Genomic DNA, 18413 nt, shown 5'->3' with positions numbered 1-18413 from the left:
GTGGAGGAGGGGGTGGTGGCGGACGGTGGGGGCGGGCCGGTGGCCGGGGCCGGTGGGGGGAGGCGGGACCGTGCCGTGGGGACGGCGGCGGTCAGCGGAGCCGGTCGGCGATCCGCTCGCGCATCGACGCCATGGAGAAGCCGCGCGGGTCCACCTTTCCCGGTTGCCACTCCAGGTGGCCGATCACCGAGCGCTGGGTCCAGCCGTGCACCCGGCAGAGCGCCGCCGCGGCCTTGGCGATGGCCTCCAGCTGGACCTTCGGCCAGGGGTCCTCGCCGTTGCCGAGGTTCTCGCACTCGAAGCCGTAGAAGTGCCGGTTGCCGTCCGTGGTGGCCTCGTCGTCGCGCGGCAGGCGCTGTTCGGCGATGACCGCCCGCAGCACCTCGTCGTCGCCGAGGCCCGCGTGGTTGGCCCTGCCGTAGCCGACCAGGTGGACGGTGCCGTCCTTGGCGATCACGCCGTGGCACAGCGGCCCCGGCAGGGACGAGTGACCGTCCCGGCAGATACGTACGGTGTTGCTGGTGCCACGGGTGACGGTGTGGTGGATCATCACGCCGTGCACGGGGCCCCAGGGGCCCTTGTGGTTGCGGTTGTGGGTGCGCCAGTCGCCGACCTCGACGACCGTCAGACCCTCGTCGCGGAGGGCGTGGAGGAAGCGGCTCGCGGACATGGGTGGGGCCATGGCCGACTCCTTTCGGGCAGGAGAGCGCGGCGGTTCCTTGCTCTGCTTCGGAAGTACCGGAGGGAAGCGCTCCGGTGCCATCCGTTCGGACCGTGTGCGAGCCGATCCGGACAGGGCCCTGGGCTGTTCGAGTGGAAATCGTGCGCCGTGCCCTCGTGGAACACCGTCAACTCCCACTCGTTTGTGTAATGGCGCGACCACGCTCCGTGCTGAAAGGCTTCCTCTCGCAGGTTTGTCGTACGAGAGGGAGTTCCATGTCCGTTGGTTCGGTTGGCGACGAGGTCCGCGCGGGTCAGGCCGCACCGCAGCAGAGTCTCGGCACCGCCGCCGCGCGGAACCTGGCGACCACCACCAAGTCGGCCCCGCAGATGCAGGAGATCACCTCCCGCTGGCTGCTGCGCGCGCTGCCGTGGGTGCAGGTCCAGGGCGGTACGTACCGGGTGAACCGGAGGCTCAGCTACTCCGTGGGGGACGGCCGCGTCACCTTCGTGCAGACCGGCGAGCGCGTCACCGTCATCCCCGCCGAGCTCGGCGAGCTCCCCGCCCTGCGCGGGTACGACGACGAGGACGCCCTCACCGAGCTGGCCGCCCGCTGCCGCCAGCGCGCCTACGCCGCGGGCGAGGTCATCGCCACCCGTGGCGAGTCCACCGACCGGGTCCACCTCCTCGCCCACGGAAAGGTCGAGCAGATCGGCGAGGGGCCGTACGGGGACGAGACCGTCCTCGGCGTCCTGGCCGACGGTGCCCACTTCGGCGACGCCGCCCTCCTCGGCGCCGACGCCACCTGGGAGTGGACCGCCCGCGCCGCCACCGCCTGCACCGTCCTGGAGCTCACCCGGGCCGACGTGCTCAACCTCGCGGAGCGGGCCGGCTCGCTCGCCGGGCACCTCGCCGAGGCCGCCGCGCTGCCGCACCAGCGCACCAACAAGTACGGCGAGGCCGCCATCGACCTCTCCGCGGGCCATGTCGGCGAGGCCCTGGTCCCGCACACGTACGTGGACTACGACGCCTCCCCGCGCGAGTACGAGCTGAGCGTCGCCCAGACGGTGCTCAAGGTCCACACGCGTGTGGCCGACCTCTACAACCAGCCCATGAACCAGACCGAGCAGCAGTTGCGGCTCACGGTCGAGGCGCTGCGCGAGCGTCAGGAGCACGAGCTCGTCAATAACAAGGAGTTCGGGCTCCTCTCCAACTGCGACTACGGGCAGCGCCTCCAGCCCCACGACGGCGTGCCCGGCCCGGACGACATGGACGAGCTGCTGTCCCGCCGGCGCGGCTCCAAGATGTTCCTGGCGCACCCGCGCGCCATCGCCGCCTTCGGCCGCGAGCTCAACAAGCGGGGCCTCGTCGCCGAGACGATCGACGTCGACGGCACCCGGATCATGACCTGGCGCGGGGTCCCGATCTACCCGTGCAACAAGATCCCGGTCTCCGACGCCCGCACCACCTCGATCATCTGCATGCGCACGGGCGAGAAGGACCAGGGCGTGATCGGTCTGCACCAGACCGGCCTCCCGGACGAGATCGAGCCCAGCGTGTCCTGCCGCTTCATGGGCATCGACGAGAAGGCCCTCATCTCCTACCTGGTCACGGCCTACTACTCGGCGGCCGTCCTCGTCCCGGACGCCCTCGGCGTTCTGGAGAACGTGGAGGTCAGCCGCTGGCGCTGAGCCGGCGCCCCCGGGGTGGGGGCCGGGCCGACGGGCCCCCACCCCTCCCTCCCCGTCCGAGGACCGCGAACCCCGGGCCCGTGCAGGGCCCCGCGAGGAAGGTGACTGCGAACATGACCGCGACCAGCGCGGAGACCACGACCGGAGAACAGGGCGCCGTGCTGCTCCTGGACCGGGCGCGCGGCGTCGTCGACCCCCAGCTGCGGACGACCGTCGCGTCCCTGCCGGGGCAGATACGGCGTATCGCCGCGTACCACTTCGGCTGGGAGGAGGCGGACGGCACCCCGACGAGCGGGGCGGGCGGCAAGGTCCTCCGGCCCGCCCTGGTGCTCGCCGCGACCCGCGCCTTCGGCGCCGACCCGGCGCCCGCGGTGCGGGCGGCAGCGGCGGTGGAGCTGGCGCACAACTTCACCCTGCTCCACGACGACATCATCGACGAGGATCCGACGCGCCGTCACCGACCGACGGCCTGGGCCGTCTTCGGCATTCCGGACGCGCTGCTCGCGGGCGACGCCATGAACGCGCTCGCGCTGCGGCTGCTGGCCGAGGACCCGCACCCGGCCGCCGGCGCGGCCTCGGCCCGGCTCGCCGCCTGCGTCATCGAGCTCTGCGCGGGCCAGCAGGCGGACTGCGCCTTCGAGGAGCGCGGTCCGCGCGAGGTGTCCCTGGACGAGGTGACCGCCATGGCCACCGCGAAGACCGGCGCCCTGCTCGGCTGCGCGTGCGCGCTCGGCGCGCTCTACGCGGGGGCGGGCGAGGAGGCGGTCGCGGCGATGGACGCGTTCGGCCGCGAGGCCGGACTCGCGTTCCAGCTGATCGACGACCTGATCGGCATCTGGGGCGACCCGGGGCGCACGGGCAAGCCGGCCGGCGCCGACCTCGCCGCCCACAAGAAGTCGCTGCCCGTGGTCGCGGCGCTCGCCTCGGGCACCCCGGCGGGGGAGGAGCTGGCCGAGCTCTACGCCCGCCCGGTGCTCGACGCCGAGGCGGTGCGGGCCGCGGCGGACGCGGTGGAGCGGGCCGGTGGCCGGGACTGGGCGCAGAACCAGGCGGCGGAGCGGATGGCCCGGGCGGTGGAGCAACTCTCCCGTGCGGTGCCGGACCTGTCGGCGGCCGGGGATCTGTTGGCGCTCGCGGAGTTCGTGACGCGGCGCACTCGCTGAGTCTTTCGAAAAGGGGCTTGCGCAACCACTACAACTGAAGCACTATGGATGCAGTGGTCAGCATGCACCACGCCCCCTAGGGAAAGAGATCCCGGTTTGCGCAAGCTCACGTACTACGTCGCCTGCACCCTCGACGGCTTCATCGGCGACCCCCATGGCGACGCCTCCTCCATGTTCCAGTTCATGGACGAGGAGTACGCCGCTTTCATGAACACCGAATACCCGGACACGATCCCCACCGCCTTCCGGGAGGCCGTCGGCCTCGCGGGCGTGCCCAACAAGCGCTTCGACACGGTGATCCAGGGCCTCGGCTCGTACCGCCTCGCCCTGGACGCCGGCATCACCAGCCCGTACGCCCATCTGCGCGAGATCGTCGCGAGCCGCTCGCTCACCGAGTCGCCCGACCCGAACGTCGAGCTGATCGCCGACGACCTCGCCGCGAGGGTGCGCGAGCTCAAGGCCGAGGACAGCTCGCTGGACATCTGGCTCTGCGGCGGCGGCCAGGTCGCGGGTCAGCTGGTCGACGAGATCGACGAGCTCGTCATCAAGTCCTACCCGCAGGTCTACGGCTCCGGAACGCCGATGTTCGGCACCGGCTTCGGCATCCGCGACTTCGCGCTCGCGGACGTGCGGAGCTTCGGCAACGGGGTCGTCGTGCGGACGTACACCAGGAAGCGGTGACGGGGGCCGCGCCCTAGGCTGGAGACATGGCCGACCTGGCGCCGCACACCACACGGGACCCCCGGGCCGAGCACCCCTGCCCGGCCTGCGGGGAGCCCCGTCACGTGCTCGCGAAGCGGCACAAGGTCCTGGGGGCCTGGGTGCCGGAGTGGGAGGTGCAGCCCTGCCGCAACCCGCGGTGCGAGCTGTACGAGCCCGAGCACGGAGAGGACGGCTCCGCGGAGGCCTCCCGGGCCGGCGGGGGTGACGGTGCGGCAACCGCCGCGGACGACGGTGCGGAAGCCACGACCACGCACGTGACCGGCAAGAACGACGAGACCGGGAGAAGTCCGGCCCCAGGGTGACCGGCCGCGCGCCGGAGCCGGTCATACCGCTACAGTCCGCGCATGTCATCGGAGTCGACAGAAGTCTGGACCGGCTGGTACCGGGACCGCCGTGGTGCGGAAGCGATCGTCATCACGGCCGACGGGAGCCGGGTCGCCACCCGCATCAGGGGAATCGAGTACACGGGCGCGAGCTTCGCCGCGCTGAGCGCCGCGGACGAGGGCGGGCAGGCCCTCACCGGGTGCGTCCTGGAGTGGGACCTCCCGCTCCCCGTCCTCACGGACGGCACCGCCCAGCAGGCCACGCTCAGCTGCCTGCTGACCCTCGGCGAGCGCGCCGACCTCAGCCTCACCCTCCATTACGGCGGCGCCGCCTACGAGTCGGGCGTCGCGGGCGGCGACTTCGAGGAGGCCCTGAACCGGGTCCGCCGCCAGCTGCCGCCGGGCACGGAGTTCGGCCGGAGGCTGCCGCAGGCGGCGTGACGGACGGCAGGGCCCCGTCCCCCTGAGGGACCGCTAGGCGAGACCGTCCCAGCCCCAGCGGGGCGTGGGCCCGGGCTCGCCCAGATCCGTACCCGGCGCCGAGGCCGAGACGTCCTTGGCGATCCGGGTTCCCCAGTCGAAGTACTCCACCACCCGGCGGCGCAGCAGTGCGTCGTCCGGCAGCTCCTTCTCCACGGCCGCCGTCATCAGCTCCATCCAGCGCAGCCTCTGCTCCTCGGTGATGCCGAGTCCGAGGTGCGCGGTCAGCAGGGCGTGATGGCCGCCGTGGCGCGCCGTGAAGTCGGCCGGACCGGAGAAGACCTCGGCCAGCCACACCGCGACGTGTTCGACATGGGTGGGGGTGAAGTCGGCGAAGACGGGGGCGAGGAGGGGGTCCGCGAGGACCGCCTCGTAGAAGGTGTCGGAGAGCCTGCGCAGCGCCTCGGCGCCGCCCACGGCCTCGTACAGGGTGGTGCTCCGCTCATCGGGCATGCCCCGCACGCTACCAAGCGGCCCCGCTCCTCACCCCCGGCTCGCTTAGCCCGCCTTGAAGGCCGTGGCGAGCCCGTAGCGCCACAACTGGTCGACGCGCGACCGCTCCTGGGAGTTCGGATACGCGTTCTGGCAGGACGTGCCGGGGCCGCCGCCGGACATCAGCTCACTGCACGGGCCGCTGTAGTGGTCGGGGAGACCGAGGACGTGTCCGGTCTCGTGGGCGGTGACGCGAGTGGAGTTGTACTGCTGGTTCTGCCGGTAGTCGAGGAAGATGTAGCCGTTGCCGTGCCCGTCGGTGCTCGCGTACGAGCCGCGGGAGTCGTTGCCCTCGTAGTACGCGAAGTCGGCGTTGCTTCCTTCCACGAGGCGGACGTTGACGACGGAGCTGTTCCAGATCTGCGCGGAACGGGATATCTGGGTGCGGAAGCTGGGTGCGTTGGCGGCGCTGTAGACCACGGTGACGGCGGTGGCACCAGGCGTGGCGGCCCGCTTCTTCGCGACCGACTTCACGACGGCGTCGAAGAACGCCTGGTTGGCCCTGGCCTCCTCGGCCGAACCGGCGTAGGCCGCGTACGACCGGTCGGCCGGCTGGTCGGCGGAGGCCGGGGCGGCGCCGAGGGAGAGGGTGAGGCCGGCACCGAGGGCGGCGGTGAGCAGGGACGTGAGGACCTTCGGATGACGCATGGGGGGCTCCTCCTGTGGGGTTGAGGAGAGTGTCGGGGGAGCCGGGGCGGGTGGGGAATGATGTCATCCGCCGATAACACGATCGCATCACCTGCCCTCCAACAAGCCCTGTGGCCAAGCGAGTTGGCGCATCGTGCGAATCGACGGGGTGGTCTGGCGCGAGTCCCGAAAGCGCCCCTAACCTCTGACCATGGAGCTGGAGGTGAGGCACCTGCGGGCGCTCTGCGCCATCGCGGACACCGGCAGCCTGCACAAGGCCGCCCGCCAACTCGGCGTCAGCCAGCCCTCGCTGACGACCCAGCTCCGCCGCATCGAGAACGCCCTGGGCGCCGAGCTCTTCTCCCGCGGCCGCACCGGCTGCCACCCCACGCCGCTCGGTCGCAGCGTGCTCAGCCGGGCCCGCCCGCTCGTCGAAGGCCTGGCGGCGCTGATCGCCGAGACGCGGGCCGCCGCGGCCCGCACCGGCGGCCTGGCGCTCCGCGTGGGCTCCACGGCCAGCCGCGCCTTGCCGGGCTGGCTGCGCCGGCTCCGGCAGGGGCAGCCGGGCACCGACATCGCGCTGCGCGTGGACGTCTCCGCCAACGCCCTGCTCCGCACGGCGGCCGCCGGACAGCTCGACCTGGCCTTCGTCCACGAGGTCGAGGGCTGCCCGCTGCGCGTCCCGGACGGCCTCCAAGGCCGCGTTTTGGTGGAGCGCGAGCCGCAGTTCGTCTCCATGGCCCGCGACCACCCGGCGGCCGGCCACGAGGTCGTCGACCTCACCGACCTGGCCCACGACCGCTGGACGGTCGACCCGGCCGTCGACGGCGAATGGGACGGCCTGCGCCGCGTCCTGGCGGCGGCGGGTCTCGACCCGCCGGTGCTGCAGGCCGACTACCACACCGCCGCCTCGCTCATCGCCCTCGGCGAGGCGGTGGCCCCGTGCCAGCCCACCTCGGTCCCGCGGGAGGACATGGCCGTCCGCCCCCTGCGCGGCGACCCGCTGGCCGTCCGGCTGCTGCTGTACGCGGCGCCGGGGGTGCCGCTCGACCGGCCGTACGCGGAACTGGCCGCCGCCTACCGCGAGGCGGCCCTGCGCGCGGCACCGTACCGCCGGTGGCTGCGCGCGGGCGGGACGGCGGGACCGTGCATGATGACGGTATGAACGATCACGGGGAATGGGACGCCGTCATGGCGTTGTCGAAGGGCCACCACACGCGCGAGGCCCGCCCGTTGGGGCCGAGGCGGATCTCCGGCCACACCCTCAAGCCGTACGGCCTGGCGGCTCCCGGGCGTACGGTGGGCGAGGCGGAGCTGGCCCCCTTCCTGCGCCTGGCGGAGGACCACCTGGCGCTGGGCCGCCACCGGGGCTCGCTGGGCCTCGCGGTGCTGATCGCGCACGCGGGCGGAGACGGCGACTACGTCCTCGTGCACAGCTGGATCGAGGGCCACATGGCGGACCTCGCGATCTGGACCGGCCCGGCCGGGCGCCCGGCCGAACTCCGCCCGGGCCGCGCCGGGCTCGCCCCCTGCGTCTGGGAGGCGGCGATCCTCGCCCACGAACGCGAGGCCTTCGTCCGGCACGTCCTCGACGGCACGGGACCCGCGGAGCAGCGGGTGGCGGCGTGGGCGGCGGACGCCCTGGCGGGGGAGGTCCGATGACCGTCCCCGTCGCCCGCCGCGCCCACCCCGAGGACCTGCCGCGGGTCGCCGAACTCGCGGCCGAACACGCGGCCTACGAGAAGGCCGCGCCGCCGCACCCCGACCTGGCCGCCCGCCTCCACGGCCTCCTCTTCGCCACGGAGAGCCCCCGTCTGCGCTGCCTGGTCGCGGAACTCCCCGACGGCACCGTCGCCGGCTACGCGACCTGCTCCCTGGAGCTCTCCACCTGGGAGGCGGCCGAGTACCTCCACATGGACTGCCTCTACCTCACCGAGACCGCCCGTGGCCACGGCCTGGGCGCCCTCCTGATGGCCGCGATCCGCAGGGAGGCCCGCGCCCTGGGCGTCACCCGCGTCGAATGGCAGACCCCGACCTGGAACGACGGCGCCATCCGCTTCTACGACCGCCTGGGCGCCACGTCGAAGGAGAAGCGCCGCTTCTCCCTGCCGGTGGACTGAGCCGGCCCCGCGTCGAAGGCGCCGGCGACCGGATACGCCGAAGGGGCCCGACCGCCGGGCGGCCGGGCCCCTTCGGGGTGGGGAGGAAGGTCAGGCCTTCTTCGTCTCCCAGAAGATGCGGTCGATCTCGGCGATGAGCTCCAGCGCCTTCTCGCCCGTCTTCGGGTCCGTCGAGGCCTTCGCCGCCGACAGGGCCTTCAGGGTGTCGTTCACGAGCACGTGCAGCTCGGGGTACTTCTCGAAGTGCGGGGGCTTGAAGTAGTCGCTCCACAGCACCGAGACGTGGTGCTTGGCGAGCTCCGCGCGCTGCTCCTTGATGACCGTGGCGCGGGCCTGGAAGTGCGGGTCCTCGTTGGCGGTCATCTTCTCCTGGACGGCCTTGACCGACTCGGCCTCGATGCGGGCCTGGGCCGGGTCGTACACGCCGCAGGGCAGGTCGCAGTGGGCGCTGACCTTCACCTTGGGGGCAAACAGGCGGGAGAGCATGCTGCTGTCCTTCCTCGTGATCGTCTTCTCAAGTGGGAGATTACTCGGTGAGGAGCTTGTTTTCGCGAGTGCCCCCTGGTGCTTAGGACAAAAGTCCAGGGTCACCATGGGTCTCGTGGACGATCGGACCGGGAGGTGTCGAATGGTGGAATCGGGGCGTGAGCCCGGGCGGGAGTCCGGGGCCCCGTTCGGGATCGCCGAGGTGACGGGGGTGTCGATGGTGCCCACGCTGCTCCACGGCGATCAGCTGTTCGTGCATTACGGCGCGCGGCTGCGGCCCGGGAACGTGGCCGTGCTGCGGCATCCCCTGCAGCAGGACCTGCTCATCGTGAAACGGCTCGTCGAGCGGCGGGACGCCGGCTGGTGGGTGCTCGGGGACAATCCGGACGCCGAGGGGGACAGCCGGGTGTTCGGGGTCGTACCCGACCAGCTCGTGCTCGGGCGGGTGCGGGCGCGGTACCGGCCCGTCACCCCCGGGCGTCAGCGGTCGGTCGGAGTGGTCGTCTCCTGGCTGCTGTCCTCCGTGCGGCCGGTGCGTTCGGCGTCGAGGGCCTCCTGGCGCTTGCGGGCGCGGTAGGCGGCCACGTTGGCGCGGGTGGCGCAGCGGTCGGAGCAGTAGCGCCGGGAGCGGTTCGTGGAGGTGTCCAGGTAGGCGTTGCGGCACGGGGCCGCCTGGCACAGGCCGAGGCGGTCGGCGCCGAACTCCGTCAGGTGGAAGGCGAGCCCCATCGCGGCGATGGCCGCGTAGCCCGCGGTCGCGTTCGACGGGTGATCCGCGAGGTGCATGTGCCAGCGCGGCCGCCCCTCCTCGTCGAGGTAGTCGTGGCCGGAGATCTGCGGGCTGACGGGGAACTCCAGGAGCAGGGAGTTCAGCAGGTCCACGGCTCCCGTGTGGTCGCCCTCGTCCGCGGCCGTGAAGACCGCGCGCAGCCGGCCGCGTACCGAACGGAAGCGGGTCACGTCGGCGTCCGTCGCACGCCGGGCCATCTGCGACGCCGTGCCGAAGAGCTCCCGGACCGCCTCGACGGAGGTGAGCGAGTCCTTGTTGCGGGCCGGCTCCTCGGTGTTGACCAGACGCACGGCGTAATCCGAGTAATAGGCCAGTTCCACTTGTAGTCCTTACTCCGGCGGGCTAGGGTCGGGGCGGGAAAGGGTAAGCGACGCTTTCCCTTCGAGGGTATTACGACGGCAGTGGAGGCGGAGCCATGACCGGCAGCACGGACGCGCACACGACCGGAACCGACTGGGCGGCCTGGCAGCAGAGCTGGGACCGCCAGCAGGAGTGGTACATGCCCGACCGCGAGGAGCGGTTCGGCGTCATGCTCGACATGGTCGAGGCGCTCGTGGGGCCGGAGCCCCGCGTGCTCGACCTCGCCTGCGGTACGGGAAGTATCACGGACCGGCTGCTCTCCCGGTTCCCGCGCGCCACGAGCACCGGCGTCGACCTCGACCCCGCCCTGCTCGCCATCGCCGAGGGGTACTTCGCCGGCGACGACCGCGTCACCTTCGTGACCGCCGACCTCAAGGACCCCGCGTGGGTCGACGCGCTGCCCCACGACTCGTACGACGCCGTCCTGACCGCCACCGCCCTCCACTGGCTGCACAGCGACCCCCTGGCCGCCCTCTACGGGCAGCTCGCCGGCATCGTGCGGGAAGGCGGCGTCTTCATGAACGCCGACCACATGATCGACCAGGCCACTCCCCGCATCAACGCCGCCGAGCGCGACCGGCGGCACGCCCGCATGGAGCGCGAGAAGGCCGCCGGCGTCCTCGACTGGGCCGACTGGTGGGCGCTCGCCGCCAAGGACCCGGTCCTCGCCGGGCCGACCGCCCGCCGCTTCGAGATCTACGGCGAGCACGCCGACGGCGACGCGCCCTCGCCCCGCTGGCACGCCGACACCCTGCTCGCCGCCGGCTTCGCCGAGGCCCGGACCGTGTGGGCCTCGCCCTCCGACAGCCTGGTCCTCGCCGTGCGCTGAGCCGGGACGGGCGTACGTGAAAGGCGCGTACGGCGGGCGTCCGTGAGGCGCGCAGCCGGTGGGCGTACGCGAAAGGGGCGGTGCGGGTTCTTGCCCGTACCGCCCCTTTCGTAGCGCTGTGGCGCCTTACAGCACCTTCGACAGGAACGCCTTCGTCCGGTCGTGCTGCGGGTTGCCCAGGACGTCCCGCGGGTGGCCCGACTCGACGACGACGCCGCCGTCCATGAAGACCAGCGAGTCGCCGACCTCACGGGCGAAGCCCATCTCGTGCGTGACGACGACCATCGTCATGCCCGACTCCGCCAGGTCGCGCATGACGTCCAGGACGTCACCCACGAGCTCCGGGTCGAGGGCCGAGGTCGGCTCGTCGAAGAGCATCAGCTTCGGCTCCATCGCCAGCGCGCGGGCGATGGCCACGCGCTGCTGCTGGCCGCCCGAGAGCTGCGAGGGGTAGTTCCCCATCTTGTCGCCGAGGCCGACCCGGTCGAGCAGGCGCTCGGCGCGCTCGCGCGCCACCGCCTTGGACTCGCCCTTCACCTGGACCGGAGCCTCCATGACGTTGCCCAGGGCCGTCATGTGCGGGAAGAGGTTGAAGCGCTGGAAGACCATGCCGATGTCCCGGCGCTGGGCCGCGACCTCGCTGTCCTTCAGCTCGTAGAGCCTGTCGCCCTTCTGGCGGTAGCCGACCAGCTCGCCGTCGACCGAGAGCCGGCCGGCGCTGATCTTCTCCAGGTGGTTGATGCAGCGCAGGAAGGTGGACTTGCCGGAACCGGACGGGCCGATCAGGCAGAACACCTCGCCGTTCTGCACCTCCAGGTCGATGCCCTTGAGGATGTGCGCGGCGCCGTAGGACTTGTGGACGCCCTCGGCCTTCACCATGGCAGTCACTTGGCCACCGCCTCACGGTTGGAGAGTCGGGAGAGGTTCGCCTTGACCTTCTGCCACGGCGTCGGCGGCAGCGAGCGCAGCGATCCCTTCGCGTAGTGCCGCTCCAGGTAGAACTGGCCGATGCTGAACACCGTCGTCAGGACGAGGTACCAGATCGAGGCGACGAAGAACATCTCCATCACCGCGAACGAGGTGGAGGCGATGTCCTGGGCGGCCCGCAGCAGGTCCGGGTACTGGACCGCGACCACCAGCGACGAGGTCTTCAGCATGTTGATGAACTCGTTGCCGGTCGGCGGGATGATCACCCGCATCGACTGCGGCAGGATCACCCGGCGCATGGTCTTGCCCTGGGACATGCCGAGCGCGTGCGCGGCCTCGGTCTGTCCCTCGTCGACGGACTGGATGCCCGCGCGGACGATCTCCGCCATGTAGGCGCCCTCGTTGAGGCCGAGGCCCAGGAGGGCTGCCAGGAACGGGGTCATGACGTCGGTCATCTCGTCCTTGTAGAACCCGATGTTGAAGATCGGGAAGATCAGGGCGAGGTTGAACCAGATGAGCAGCTGGACGTAGACCGGGGTGCCCCGGAAGATCCAGATGTAGAGCCAGGCGACGCCGTTGGTCACCGGGTTCTTCGAGAGGCGCATGATCGCGAAGACGATGCCGAGCACCAGGCCCAGCGCCATCGAGGCCACGCTGATCAGGATGGTGTGCCACAGGCCCGAGAGGATGCTCGGGTCGAAGAGCTTCTCCGGCACGGTGGCCCAGCGGACGTCGCCCTGCGAGAAGGCGAAGCCCAGCAGGGCCAGGAGGGCGACGACCAGGACGCCGGCGATCCAGCGGCCGTAGTGGCGCACCGGAATGGCCTTGATCGCCTCCGGCGGGGTCCCCGCCGGGGCGGGGGACGCCCCGGCCGGAACCTTGTCGATCTTGTCAGTCACAGCGACTGCCCTTCGGTGTTGCGGGACGAGGGTCAGGAGCCGCCGTTGATCTTGGCCGCGGGGATGGCGCCGTCCCCGGCGTTCCACTTGTCGAGGGCGGCCTTGTAGCTGCCGTCCTTGATGGCCGCGTCCAGGGCCGCGGCGAGGGCGTCCCGCAGCTGGGTGTTCTTCTTGTCGACGGCGATGCCGAAGAAGCCCGCGTCGGTCTTGTTGGCGATGGCCTCGAAGTCGTTGCCGCCACCGGCCGTCTGGGCGATGTAGGCCGCGACCGGCGAGTCGTTGAGGTCGGCGACGGCGCCGCCGGCCTTCACGCGGGTCTGGGCCTCGGCGTCGGTCGGGAAGGACTCGAAGGTGAGGGCCGGCTTGCCCTCCTTCTTGCACTTCTCGGCCTGGTCCTTGGCGGCCTGCTCGTACGTGGTGCCGCGCTGGACCGCCAGCTTCTTGCCGCACAGGTCGTCGAGGGACTTGATGTTCTCCGGGTTGCCCTTCTTCACCAGGATGCCGGTGGAGGCGGTGAAGTAGTCGACGAAGTCGACGCCGGTGCCGGTCTTGTTGCCCTTGTCGTCCAGACCCTCCTGGCGGGCCTTGGTGTCGGTCATCGAGGACATGACGATGTTCGTGCGCCCGGTCGGCAGCGCGGTGAGGAGGGTGTCGAACGTGCCGCTCTCGAACTGGAAGGTCACACCGAGTTGCTTGGAGAGGGCGGCGGCGATGTCGGGGTCGACGCCGACGATCTGCTCGCCCTTCTTGAACTCCATCGGGGCGTACGTGGCGTCCGTGCCGACCTTGATGACGCCGGACTTCTGGATGTCGGCCGGGAGCTTCGAGAAGAGCGGGGCCTTGCTCGCGGCGGCGGAGGAGGAGCCGCCCTCCTTCGTGGAGCCGCCCTCGGTCTGGTCGCCACAGGCGGTCAGCAGCATGGAGCCGGCGACCGCGATGGCGGCGACCGCGGCAAGACGGGAGGTGCGGGTCTTGGCGACGGTCGTACAGCGCGTGGAGCGTGCGGTCATGGTCGGGTTCCTCCGGCGTGTGAGGGAGTTGCCTTAGGCCGCGCACGCACCTTCGAGTGCCGCGACCTCGTGTGATTCACGCATCTTGCCATTCGGACTGCCTCAATCCGATGGGCCCGGATGTCAAAATCGGGTAACGGGACGTCCCGGAATGTCGGAGACCAGTCCCCCCAAGGGGGAACTTCTTCGGGGATGTGTTCCCCGCACCGAAAATTATCCCGCCGATCTCGCCATTCGGACGACACGAACACCGCTATTCGGGTAGGGAATGCATCTATCGGGACATCGAGTGACGTGTCGTTCTCTGTCTGCGCCCGGTCGCAGTACGTATGAGTCGCATCACCGATGCGGTATCGACTCGTCTCCGGACCCGTCCGTCCGGTAAGAAGGATCCTTACACCCCTCATCCGGGGCTCAGGGCGCGTTGTGCGGCGCGCCCGCGCGGCTGCCAGACACGGCGGCCGCGGGACCCGCCCACCTCCTCAACAGGGAGTGGCCACCCTCAAAATGAAGAAGACTTAAGGGGTCAACCCACATGGCAGCGGAGATCGTCAATCCTCGCAGCGACAGCGGTACGGAAGGGGCTCCCGGCGAGCCCTTCGATCCGGCCTTCGCGCTGCACCGCGGCGGCAAGATGGCCATCCAGGCCACGGTGCCGCTGCGCGACAAGGACGACCTGTCCCTCGCGTACACGCCCGGCGTCGCCAAGGTGTGCACGGCAATCGCGGAGCAGCCCGAGCTGGTCAACGACTACACCTGGAAGTCCCAGGTCGTGGCCGTCGTGACCGACGGCACGGCCGTGCTCGGCCTCGGCGACATCGGTCCGGAGGCCTCGCTTCCGGTGATGGAGGGCAAGGCCATCCTCTTCAAGCAGTTCGGCGGCGTCGACGCGGTGCCGATCGCGCTCGCGACCACGGACACCGACGAGATCGTCGAGACCGTCGTCCGGCTCGCCCCGTCCTTCGGCGGCGTGAACCTGGAGGACATCTCGGCGCCCCGGTGCTTCGAGATCGAGCGCAAGCTCCAGGAGCGCCTGGACATTCCCGTCTTCCACGACGACCAGCACGGCACCGCGATCGTCACCCTCGCCGCGCTCCGCAACGCGGCGAAGCTGACCGACCGGACCCTCGGCGACCTGCGCGCGGTCATCTCCGGCGCCGGTGCGGCCGGTGTGGCCATCGCGAAGTTCCTGCTGGAGGCCGGCATCGGCGACGTCGCGGTGACCGACCGCAAGGGCATCGTGAGCGCCGACCGCGAGGACCTGACGGACGTCAAGCGCGAGATCGCGGAGCTCTCCAACAAGGCGGGCCTCTCGGGCTCCCTGGAGACCGCCCTCGCCGGCGCGGACGTCTTCATCGGCGTCTCCGGCGGCACGGTCCCGGAGGAGGCGGTCGCGTCCATGGCGCCGAACTCCTTCGTGTTCGCCATGGCCAACCCGAACCCCGAGGTGCACCCGGACGTCGCGCACAAGTACGCGGCGGTCGTGGCCACCGGCCGTTCGGACTACCCGAACCAGATCAACAACGTCCTCGCGTTCCCCGGCATCTTCGCCGGCGCGCTGCAGGTCCGGGCCTCCCGGATCACCGAGGGCATGAAGATCGCCGCGGCCGACGCCATCGCCGGCGTCGTCGGCGACCAGCTCGCCGCCGACCTTGTGATCCCGTCGCCGTTCGACGAGCGGGTCGCCCCGGCCGTCGCGGCCGCGGTCGCCGCCGCCGCCCGCGCGGAGGGCGTCGCCCGCCGCTGACGGTGGAGCCACTTCGGCCGTCCCACACGAGAGGGCCCCGTACGGGAGACGTACGGGGCCCTCTCGTGTGGTCTGAGGGTGCGGCCCAGGGGTTACGGCGTGGGTGGCGTACGGGGGTGTGGCTTGCGGTCGGGGTGCGGCTTGCGGGGCGCGGCCAGGGGGTGCGGCTTGCTGGGGGTGCGGCCAGGGGGGCGGCTTGCGGTCAGGGTGCGGCCGAGGGGGTACGGCTTGCTGGGTGCGGCCAGGGGTGTGGCTTGCGGTCGGGGGGTACGGCTTGCGGGGGGTGCGGCCGAGCCGGATCGGGGCCGGTTGACATGCGTCACACCGGTGCGTGGTTCCGCGAGATCGGCGTCGGCCCCTAATGTCGGGCCCATGTTCGCCGCCTACGCTGCCCGAATCGACCGCGACCAGCCCCTGAACGGCCTCGAACTGGGGGAACGCCCCGAGCCCGAGGTGCGGCCCGGCTGGACCACCGTCACCGTCAAGGCCGCCTCGCTCAACCACCACGACCTGTGGTCGCTGCGCGGGGTCGGACTTCCCGAGGAGAAGCTGCCGATGATCCTCGGCTGCGACGCCGCGGGCATCGACGAGCACGGCAACGAGGTCGTCCTGCACTCCGTCATCGGCCAGACCGGACACGGTGTCGGCCCCGACGAGCCGCGCTCCATCCTGACCGAGCGCTACCAGGGCACCTTCGCCGAGCGGGTCACCGTGCCCAGCTGGAACGTGCTGCCCAAGCCGAAGGAGCTCTCCTTCGAGGAGGCCGCCTGCCTGCCGACCGCCTGGCTCACCGCGTACCGGATGCTCTTCACCAACGCGGGTGTACGGCCCGGGGACTCGGTCCTCGTGCAGGGCGCGGGCGGCGGCGTCGCCACGGCCGCCATCGCCCTCGGCAAGGCCGCCGGCCTGCGGGTCTTCGCCACCAGCCGGGACGAGGCCAAGCGGAAGCGGGCCGTCGAGCTGGGCGCCGTCGACGCCTTCGAGCCCGGGGTGCGCCTGCCTCAGCGCGTGGACGCGGTCATCGAGACCGTCGGCGCCGCGACCTGGTCGCACTCGGTCAAGTCGCTGCGCCCCGGCGGCACCCTCGTCATCTCCGGTGCCACCAGCGGTGACCGGCCCTCGCACGCCGAGCTGACCCGGATCTTCTTCCTGGAGCTGAAGGTGGTCGGCTCGACCATGGGCTCCAAGGACGAGCTGGAGGACCTGCTCTCGTTCTGCGCCGCGACGGGAGTGCGGCCGCTGATCGACGAGGTGCTGCCGCTCGACCGGGCCCGCGAGGGCTTCGAGAAGATGGCGTCGGGAGACCTCTTCGGAAAGATCGTCCTCACCAACTCGTGACGACCTCTTGATGACTCGTCAGTACTGCTGATGGGATCTCCGGCACACGAAACGTGAACAACGCTCACCATCGTCGTGCCGGAGGTCCCCTTGTTGCGAACCACCCTTGTGGCGGGCGCCGTTCTCGCCTCGCTGCTCGCCCCGACGGCCGCTCACGCCGACTCCGGCGGCGGGGACGGGATACCCGCCCTCACCGACGTCCGCGGCCGCGCGCTCACCCTGCGCGGCTGGAACCTCGCGGACAAGGCCCACCGCGGCGAGCAGGCGCTCAGCGGCATCACCGAGAAGCACTTCCGCGACATGCGGGCCAAGGGCTTCGGCTTCGCCCGCCTGGTGGTCTTCTGGGACGACCTGGAGCCGCAGCCGGGCCGGTACAGCCAGGCGTACCTCCGGAAGATCGAACGCATCCTGGGCTGGGCCCGTAAGTACGACGTGCTCGTGGTCCTCGACGCCCACCAGGACGTCTTCGGGCCCGCGTTCGGCCACCGGGGCATCCCGGCCTGGGCCACCCGGACGGACGGGCTGCCCTTCACCCCGCACCCCGACGACTGGTTCGCCGAGTACTTCGAGCCGGCCGTCCAGCGCGCCTTCACCCACCTCTACGAGGACCCGGACCTGCGGCGCGCCCAGGCCCGGATGTGGCGCGTGCTCGCCGAGCGCTTCCGGAACCACCCGGCCGTCCTGGGCTACGACCTGATCAACGAGCCCATGGGCGAGCTGCGCGAGGGCGAGGACCTGCCGACCGCCGCCCGCCGGATCGAACGCGAGCAGCTGACGCCGATGTACAACCGGCTTGCGGACGCGGTCCGTTCGGCCGACCGGGACGGCTGGGTCTTCGTCGAGCCGACCCCGATCGTCGGCGAGGGCGTCCCCACCGGCCTCGGCCGCATCGACGACCCCAAGGTCGTCTACGCCCCGCACTTCTACAACACCGCCATGGAGGCGGGCGCCGACTACGATCCCGCGGCCGGCTGGATCGAGAGCTACGAGCAGGCCGTGACCGCGTACCCCAAGGAGTACAAGGTCCCCGTGGTGGTCGGCGAGTGGGGACCGCTCAACAACTCCCTGCCGAACATGAACCGCTTCTTCCGCGAGGCCATGGCCTCGCTCGGGCGCTACAGCTCCGGCTGGGCGGGCTGGGAGTGGTGCTACGGCGGCGGCTACTGCGCGGTGGACGGCGCCGGTGCCTTCCGCACCAACAAGGAACTGACCGCCGAGCCCTACGCGGAGGCCGTCGCCGGCACGGTCCGCGCCGACGCCTACGACGCCGGGGCCGGCGTCTACCGCCTGGAGTACGACTCCGCCGGCCCTCGCGGCTCCCACGCCACCGAACTCTCCCTGCCCCCGGGCGCGTGGCAGGTCGCGGTCCGGGGGAGGGCGATCGTGCTCCGGCCCGAGCGGGGGAAGGCGGTGGTGTTGGCGGCGCCGGGGGAGCGGGTGACGGTGACGGTGCGTCGGCCGGGTGGGGGTGCGGGCCTTGCGGCCGAGGTGGGCCTTGCGGCCGAGGTGGGCGTTGCGGCCGAGGTGGGCCTTGCGGCGGGCGGCGTGGAGGGGGCTTACGTCCGGCGGGGCTGAGGGGGTTGGCGGTCGGGGGCTGACGGGTGTACGCGCGGGGCCGGCCGGGGGCTTACGCCTGCCGTCTGTGTTGGGCCTTCACCCGTGGGTTCGCGGGGTCCGGGGCCTCCGCGGGGGAGGGAGGTGTCCGGACTGCGTGCTCCACTTCGCTTCGCTCGTGGAGGACGCCACC

The 18413-nt window shown here is 71.6% G+C and carries 21 protein-coding genes; 13 read left to right on the top strand and 8 right to left on the bottom strand.

Annotated features, from left to right (window positions below):
- Positions 1 to 91: 91 nt before the first annotated feature.
- The gene (locus ACIGXE_RS18390; protein WP_399748550.1) at positions 92 to 682 is read right to left on the bottom strand and encodes an N-acetylmuramoyl-L-alanine amidase; all 591 of its coding nucleotides are present in this window, start codon (positions 680 to 682) and stop codon (positions 92 to 94) included.
- A 254-nt stretch (positions 683 to 936) separates the two neighbouring features.
- Here ACIGXE_RS18390 and ACIGXE_RS18385 point away from each other — a divergent pair, with 254 nt between their 5' ends.
- The 5 genes from ACIGXE_RS18385 to ACIGXE_RS18365 all read left to right on the top strand — a co-directional run bounded on the left by ACIGXE_RS18385 (position 937) and on the right by ACIGXE_RS18365 (position 5002).
- Positions 937 to 2352 (top strand): family 2B encapsulin nanocompartment shell protein, encoded by a 1416-nt coding sequence (locus tag ACIGXE_RS18385; RefSeq protein ID WP_399748548.1) that lies wholly within the window; start codon positions 937 to 939, stop codon positions 2350 to 2352.
- Between the two features lie 113 nt (positions 2353 to 2465).
- Complete coding sequence (locus ACIGXE_RS18380; protein WP_399748546.1) at positions 2466 to 3515, top strand: family 2 encapsulin nanocompartment cargo protein polyprenyl transferase; 1050 nt, start codon at positions 2466 to 2468, stop codon at positions 3513 to 3515.
- 96 nt (positions 3516 to 3611) lie between these two features.
- Positions 3612 to 4196: a dihydrofolate reductase family protein gene (locus ACIGXE_RS18375; protein ID WP_399748544.1), complete on the top strand. Its 585-nt coding sequence runs from the start codon at positions 3612 to 3614 to the stop codon at positions 4194 to 4196.
- A 26-nt stretch (positions 4197 to 4222) separates the two neighbouring features.
- Positions 4223 to 4540: a hypothetical protein gene (locus tag ACIGXE_RS18370; protein WP_399748542.1), complete on the top strand. Its 318-nt coding sequence runs from the start codon at positions 4223 to 4225 to the stop codon at positions 4538 to 4540.
- 42 nt (positions 4541 to 4582) lie between these two features.
- Positions 4583 to 5002 carry a DUF6304 family protein gene (locus ACIGXE_RS18365; RefSeq protein ID WP_399748540.1) on the top strand — a complete coding sequence of 140 codons (420 nt, stop codon included), beginning with the start codon at positions 4583 to 4585 and terminating at the stop codon, positions 5000 to 5002.
- Between the two features lie 33 nt (positions 5003 to 5035).
- Here ACIGXE_RS18365 and ACIGXE_RS18360 read toward each other — a convergent pair whose 3' ends face one another.
- On the bottom strand, positions 5036 to 5494 hold the full coding sequence (locus ACIGXE_RS18360; RefSeq protein WP_399748538.1) for a group II truncated hemoglobin: 459 nt from the start codon (positions 5492 to 5494) through the stop codon (positions 5036 to 5038).
- Between the two features lie 45 nt (positions 5495 to 5539).
- Positions 5540 to 6181 (bottom strand): snapalysin, encoded by a 642-nt coding sequence (snpA, locus tag ACIGXE_RS18355; protein WP_399748536.1) that lies wholly within the window; start codon positions 6179 to 6181, stop codon positions 5540 to 5542.
- Between the two features lie 190 nt (positions 6182 to 6371).
- Between snpA and ACIGXE_RS18350 the strand changes: the two genes are divergently transcribed.
- Genes ACIGXE_RS18350 through ACIGXE_RS18340 form a run of 3 tightly spaced genes read left to right on the top strand, consistent with a single transcriptional unit; the run spans position 6372 to position 8280 of the window.
- Complete coding sequence (locus tag ACIGXE_RS18350; RefSeq protein ID WP_399748534.1) at positions 6372 to 7325, top strand: LysR substrate-binding domain-containing protein; 954 nt, start codon at positions 6372 to 6374, stop codon at positions 7323 to 7325.
- Positions 7322 to 7822 (top strand): hypothetical protein, encoded by a 501-nt coding sequence (locus ACIGXE_RS18345; protein ID WP_399748532.1) that lies wholly within the window; start codon positions 7322 to 7324, stop codon positions 7820 to 7822. Before ACIGXE_RS18350 ends, ACIGXE_RS18345 begins: the two co-directional genes overlap by 4 nt.
- Positions 7819 to 8280, top strand: coding sequence for a GNAT family N-acetyltransferase (locus ACIGXE_RS18340; RefSeq protein WP_399748530.1), 462 nt, complete (start codon positions 7819 to 7821; stop codon positions 8278 to 8280). The genes ACIGXE_RS18345 and ACIGXE_RS18340 overlap by 4 nt, the downstream gene beginning before the upstream one ends.
- 90 nt (positions 8281 to 8370) lie before the next feature.
- Here ACIGXE_RS18340 and sodN read toward each other — a convergent pair whose 3' ends face one another.
- Positions 8371 to 8766 carry a superoxide dismutase, Ni gene (sodN, locus tag ACIGXE_RS18335; protein WP_399748528.1) on the bottom strand — a complete coding sequence of 132 codons (396 nt, stop codon included), beginning with the start codon at positions 8764 to 8766 and terminating at the stop codon, positions 8371 to 8373.
- Positions 8767 to 8908: 142 nt separating this feature from the next.
- On the opposite strand from sodN, the gene sodX reads away from it, so the two are divergent.
- Complete coding sequence (gene sodX / locus ACIGXE_RS18330) at positions 8909 to 9343, top strand: nickel-type superoxide dismutase maturation protease (RefSeq protein WP_399748526.1); 435 nt, start codon at positions 8909 to 8911, stop codon at positions 9341 to 9343.
- Here the strand turns inward: sodX and ACIGXE_RS18325 are convergent.
- Positions 9247 to 9876 (bottom strand): CGNR zinc finger domain-containing protein, encoded by a 630-nt coding sequence (locus ACIGXE_RS18325; protein ID WP_399748524.1) that lies wholly within the window; start codon positions 9874 to 9876, stop codon positions 9247 to 9249. The two genes, sodX and ACIGXE_RS18325, sit on opposite strands and share 97 nt — an antisense overlap.
- A gap of 95 nt (positions 9877 to 9971) precedes the next feature.
- Between ACIGXE_RS18325 and ACIGXE_RS18320 the strand changes: the two genes are divergently transcribed.
- On the top strand, positions 9972 to 10745 hold the full coding sequence (locus ACIGXE_RS18320) for a class I SAM-dependent methyltransferase (RefSeq protein ID WP_399748522.1): 774 nt from the start codon (positions 9972 to 9974) through the stop codon (positions 10743 to 10745).
- A 126-nt stretch (positions 10746 to 10871) separates the two neighbouring features.
- Here ACIGXE_RS18320 and ACIGXE_RS18315 read toward each other — a convergent pair whose 3' ends face one another.
- From ACIGXE_RS18315 to ACIGXE_RS18305, 3 genes are read right to left on the bottom strand one after another with little or no spacing between them, the layout of a single operon-like run.
- Positions 10872 to 11633 carry an amino acid ABC transporter ATP-binding protein gene (locus tag ACIGXE_RS18315; protein ID WP_399748520.1) on the bottom strand — a complete coding sequence of 254 codons (762 nt, stop codon included), beginning with the start codon at positions 11631 to 11633 and terminating at the stop codon, positions 10872 to 10874.
- On the bottom strand, positions 11630 to 12571 hold the full coding sequence (locus tag ACIGXE_RS18310) for an amino acid ABC transporter permease (RefSeq protein ID WP_399748518.1): 942 nt from the start codon (positions 12569 to 12571) through the stop codon (positions 11630 to 11632). Before ACIGXE_RS18310 ends, ACIGXE_RS18315 begins: the two co-directional genes overlap by 4 nt.
- A gap of 32 nt (positions 12572 to 12603) precedes the next feature.
- Positions 12604 to 13581, bottom strand: coding sequence for an ABC transporter substrate-binding protein (locus ACIGXE_RS18305; protein WP_399748516.1), 978 nt, complete (start codon positions 13579 to 13581; stop codon positions 12604 to 12606).
- Positions 13582 to 14116: 535 nt separating this feature from the next.
- Here ACIGXE_RS18305 and ACIGXE_RS18300 point away from each other — a divergent pair.
- From ACIGXE_RS18300 to ACIGXE_RS18290, 3 genes are all read left to right on the top strand, one after another.
- Positions 14117 to 15328, top strand: a complete 1212-nt coding sequence (locus ACIGXE_RS18300; RefSeq protein WP_399748514.1) for an NADP-dependent malic enzyme — start codon at positions 14117 to 14119, stop codon at positions 15326 to 15328.
- Between the two features lie 372 nt (positions 15329 to 15700).
- A complete protein-coding gene (locus ACIGXE_RS18295; RefSeq protein WP_399748512.1) occupies positions 15701 to 16666 on the top strand; it encodes a zinc-binding dehydrogenase in 966 nt (321 codons plus the stop codon).
- Between the two features lie 90 nt (positions 16667 to 16756).
- Positions 16757 to 18241, top strand: a complete 1485-nt coding sequence (locus ACIGXE_RS18290) for a cellulase family glycosylhydrolase (protein ID WP_399748510.1) — start codon at positions 16757 to 16759, stop codon at positions 18239 to 18241.
- Positions 18242 to 18413: the final 172 nt, after the last annotated feature.

Source organism: Streptomyces sp. NPDC053431, assembly GCF_044544925.1.
GTDB lineage: Bacteria > Actinomycetota > Actinomycetes > Streptomycetales > Streptomycetaceae > Streptomyces.
Note: the sequence above shows the minus strand (reverse complement) of the source record. Positions and strands in the feature narration are given on the sequence as shown.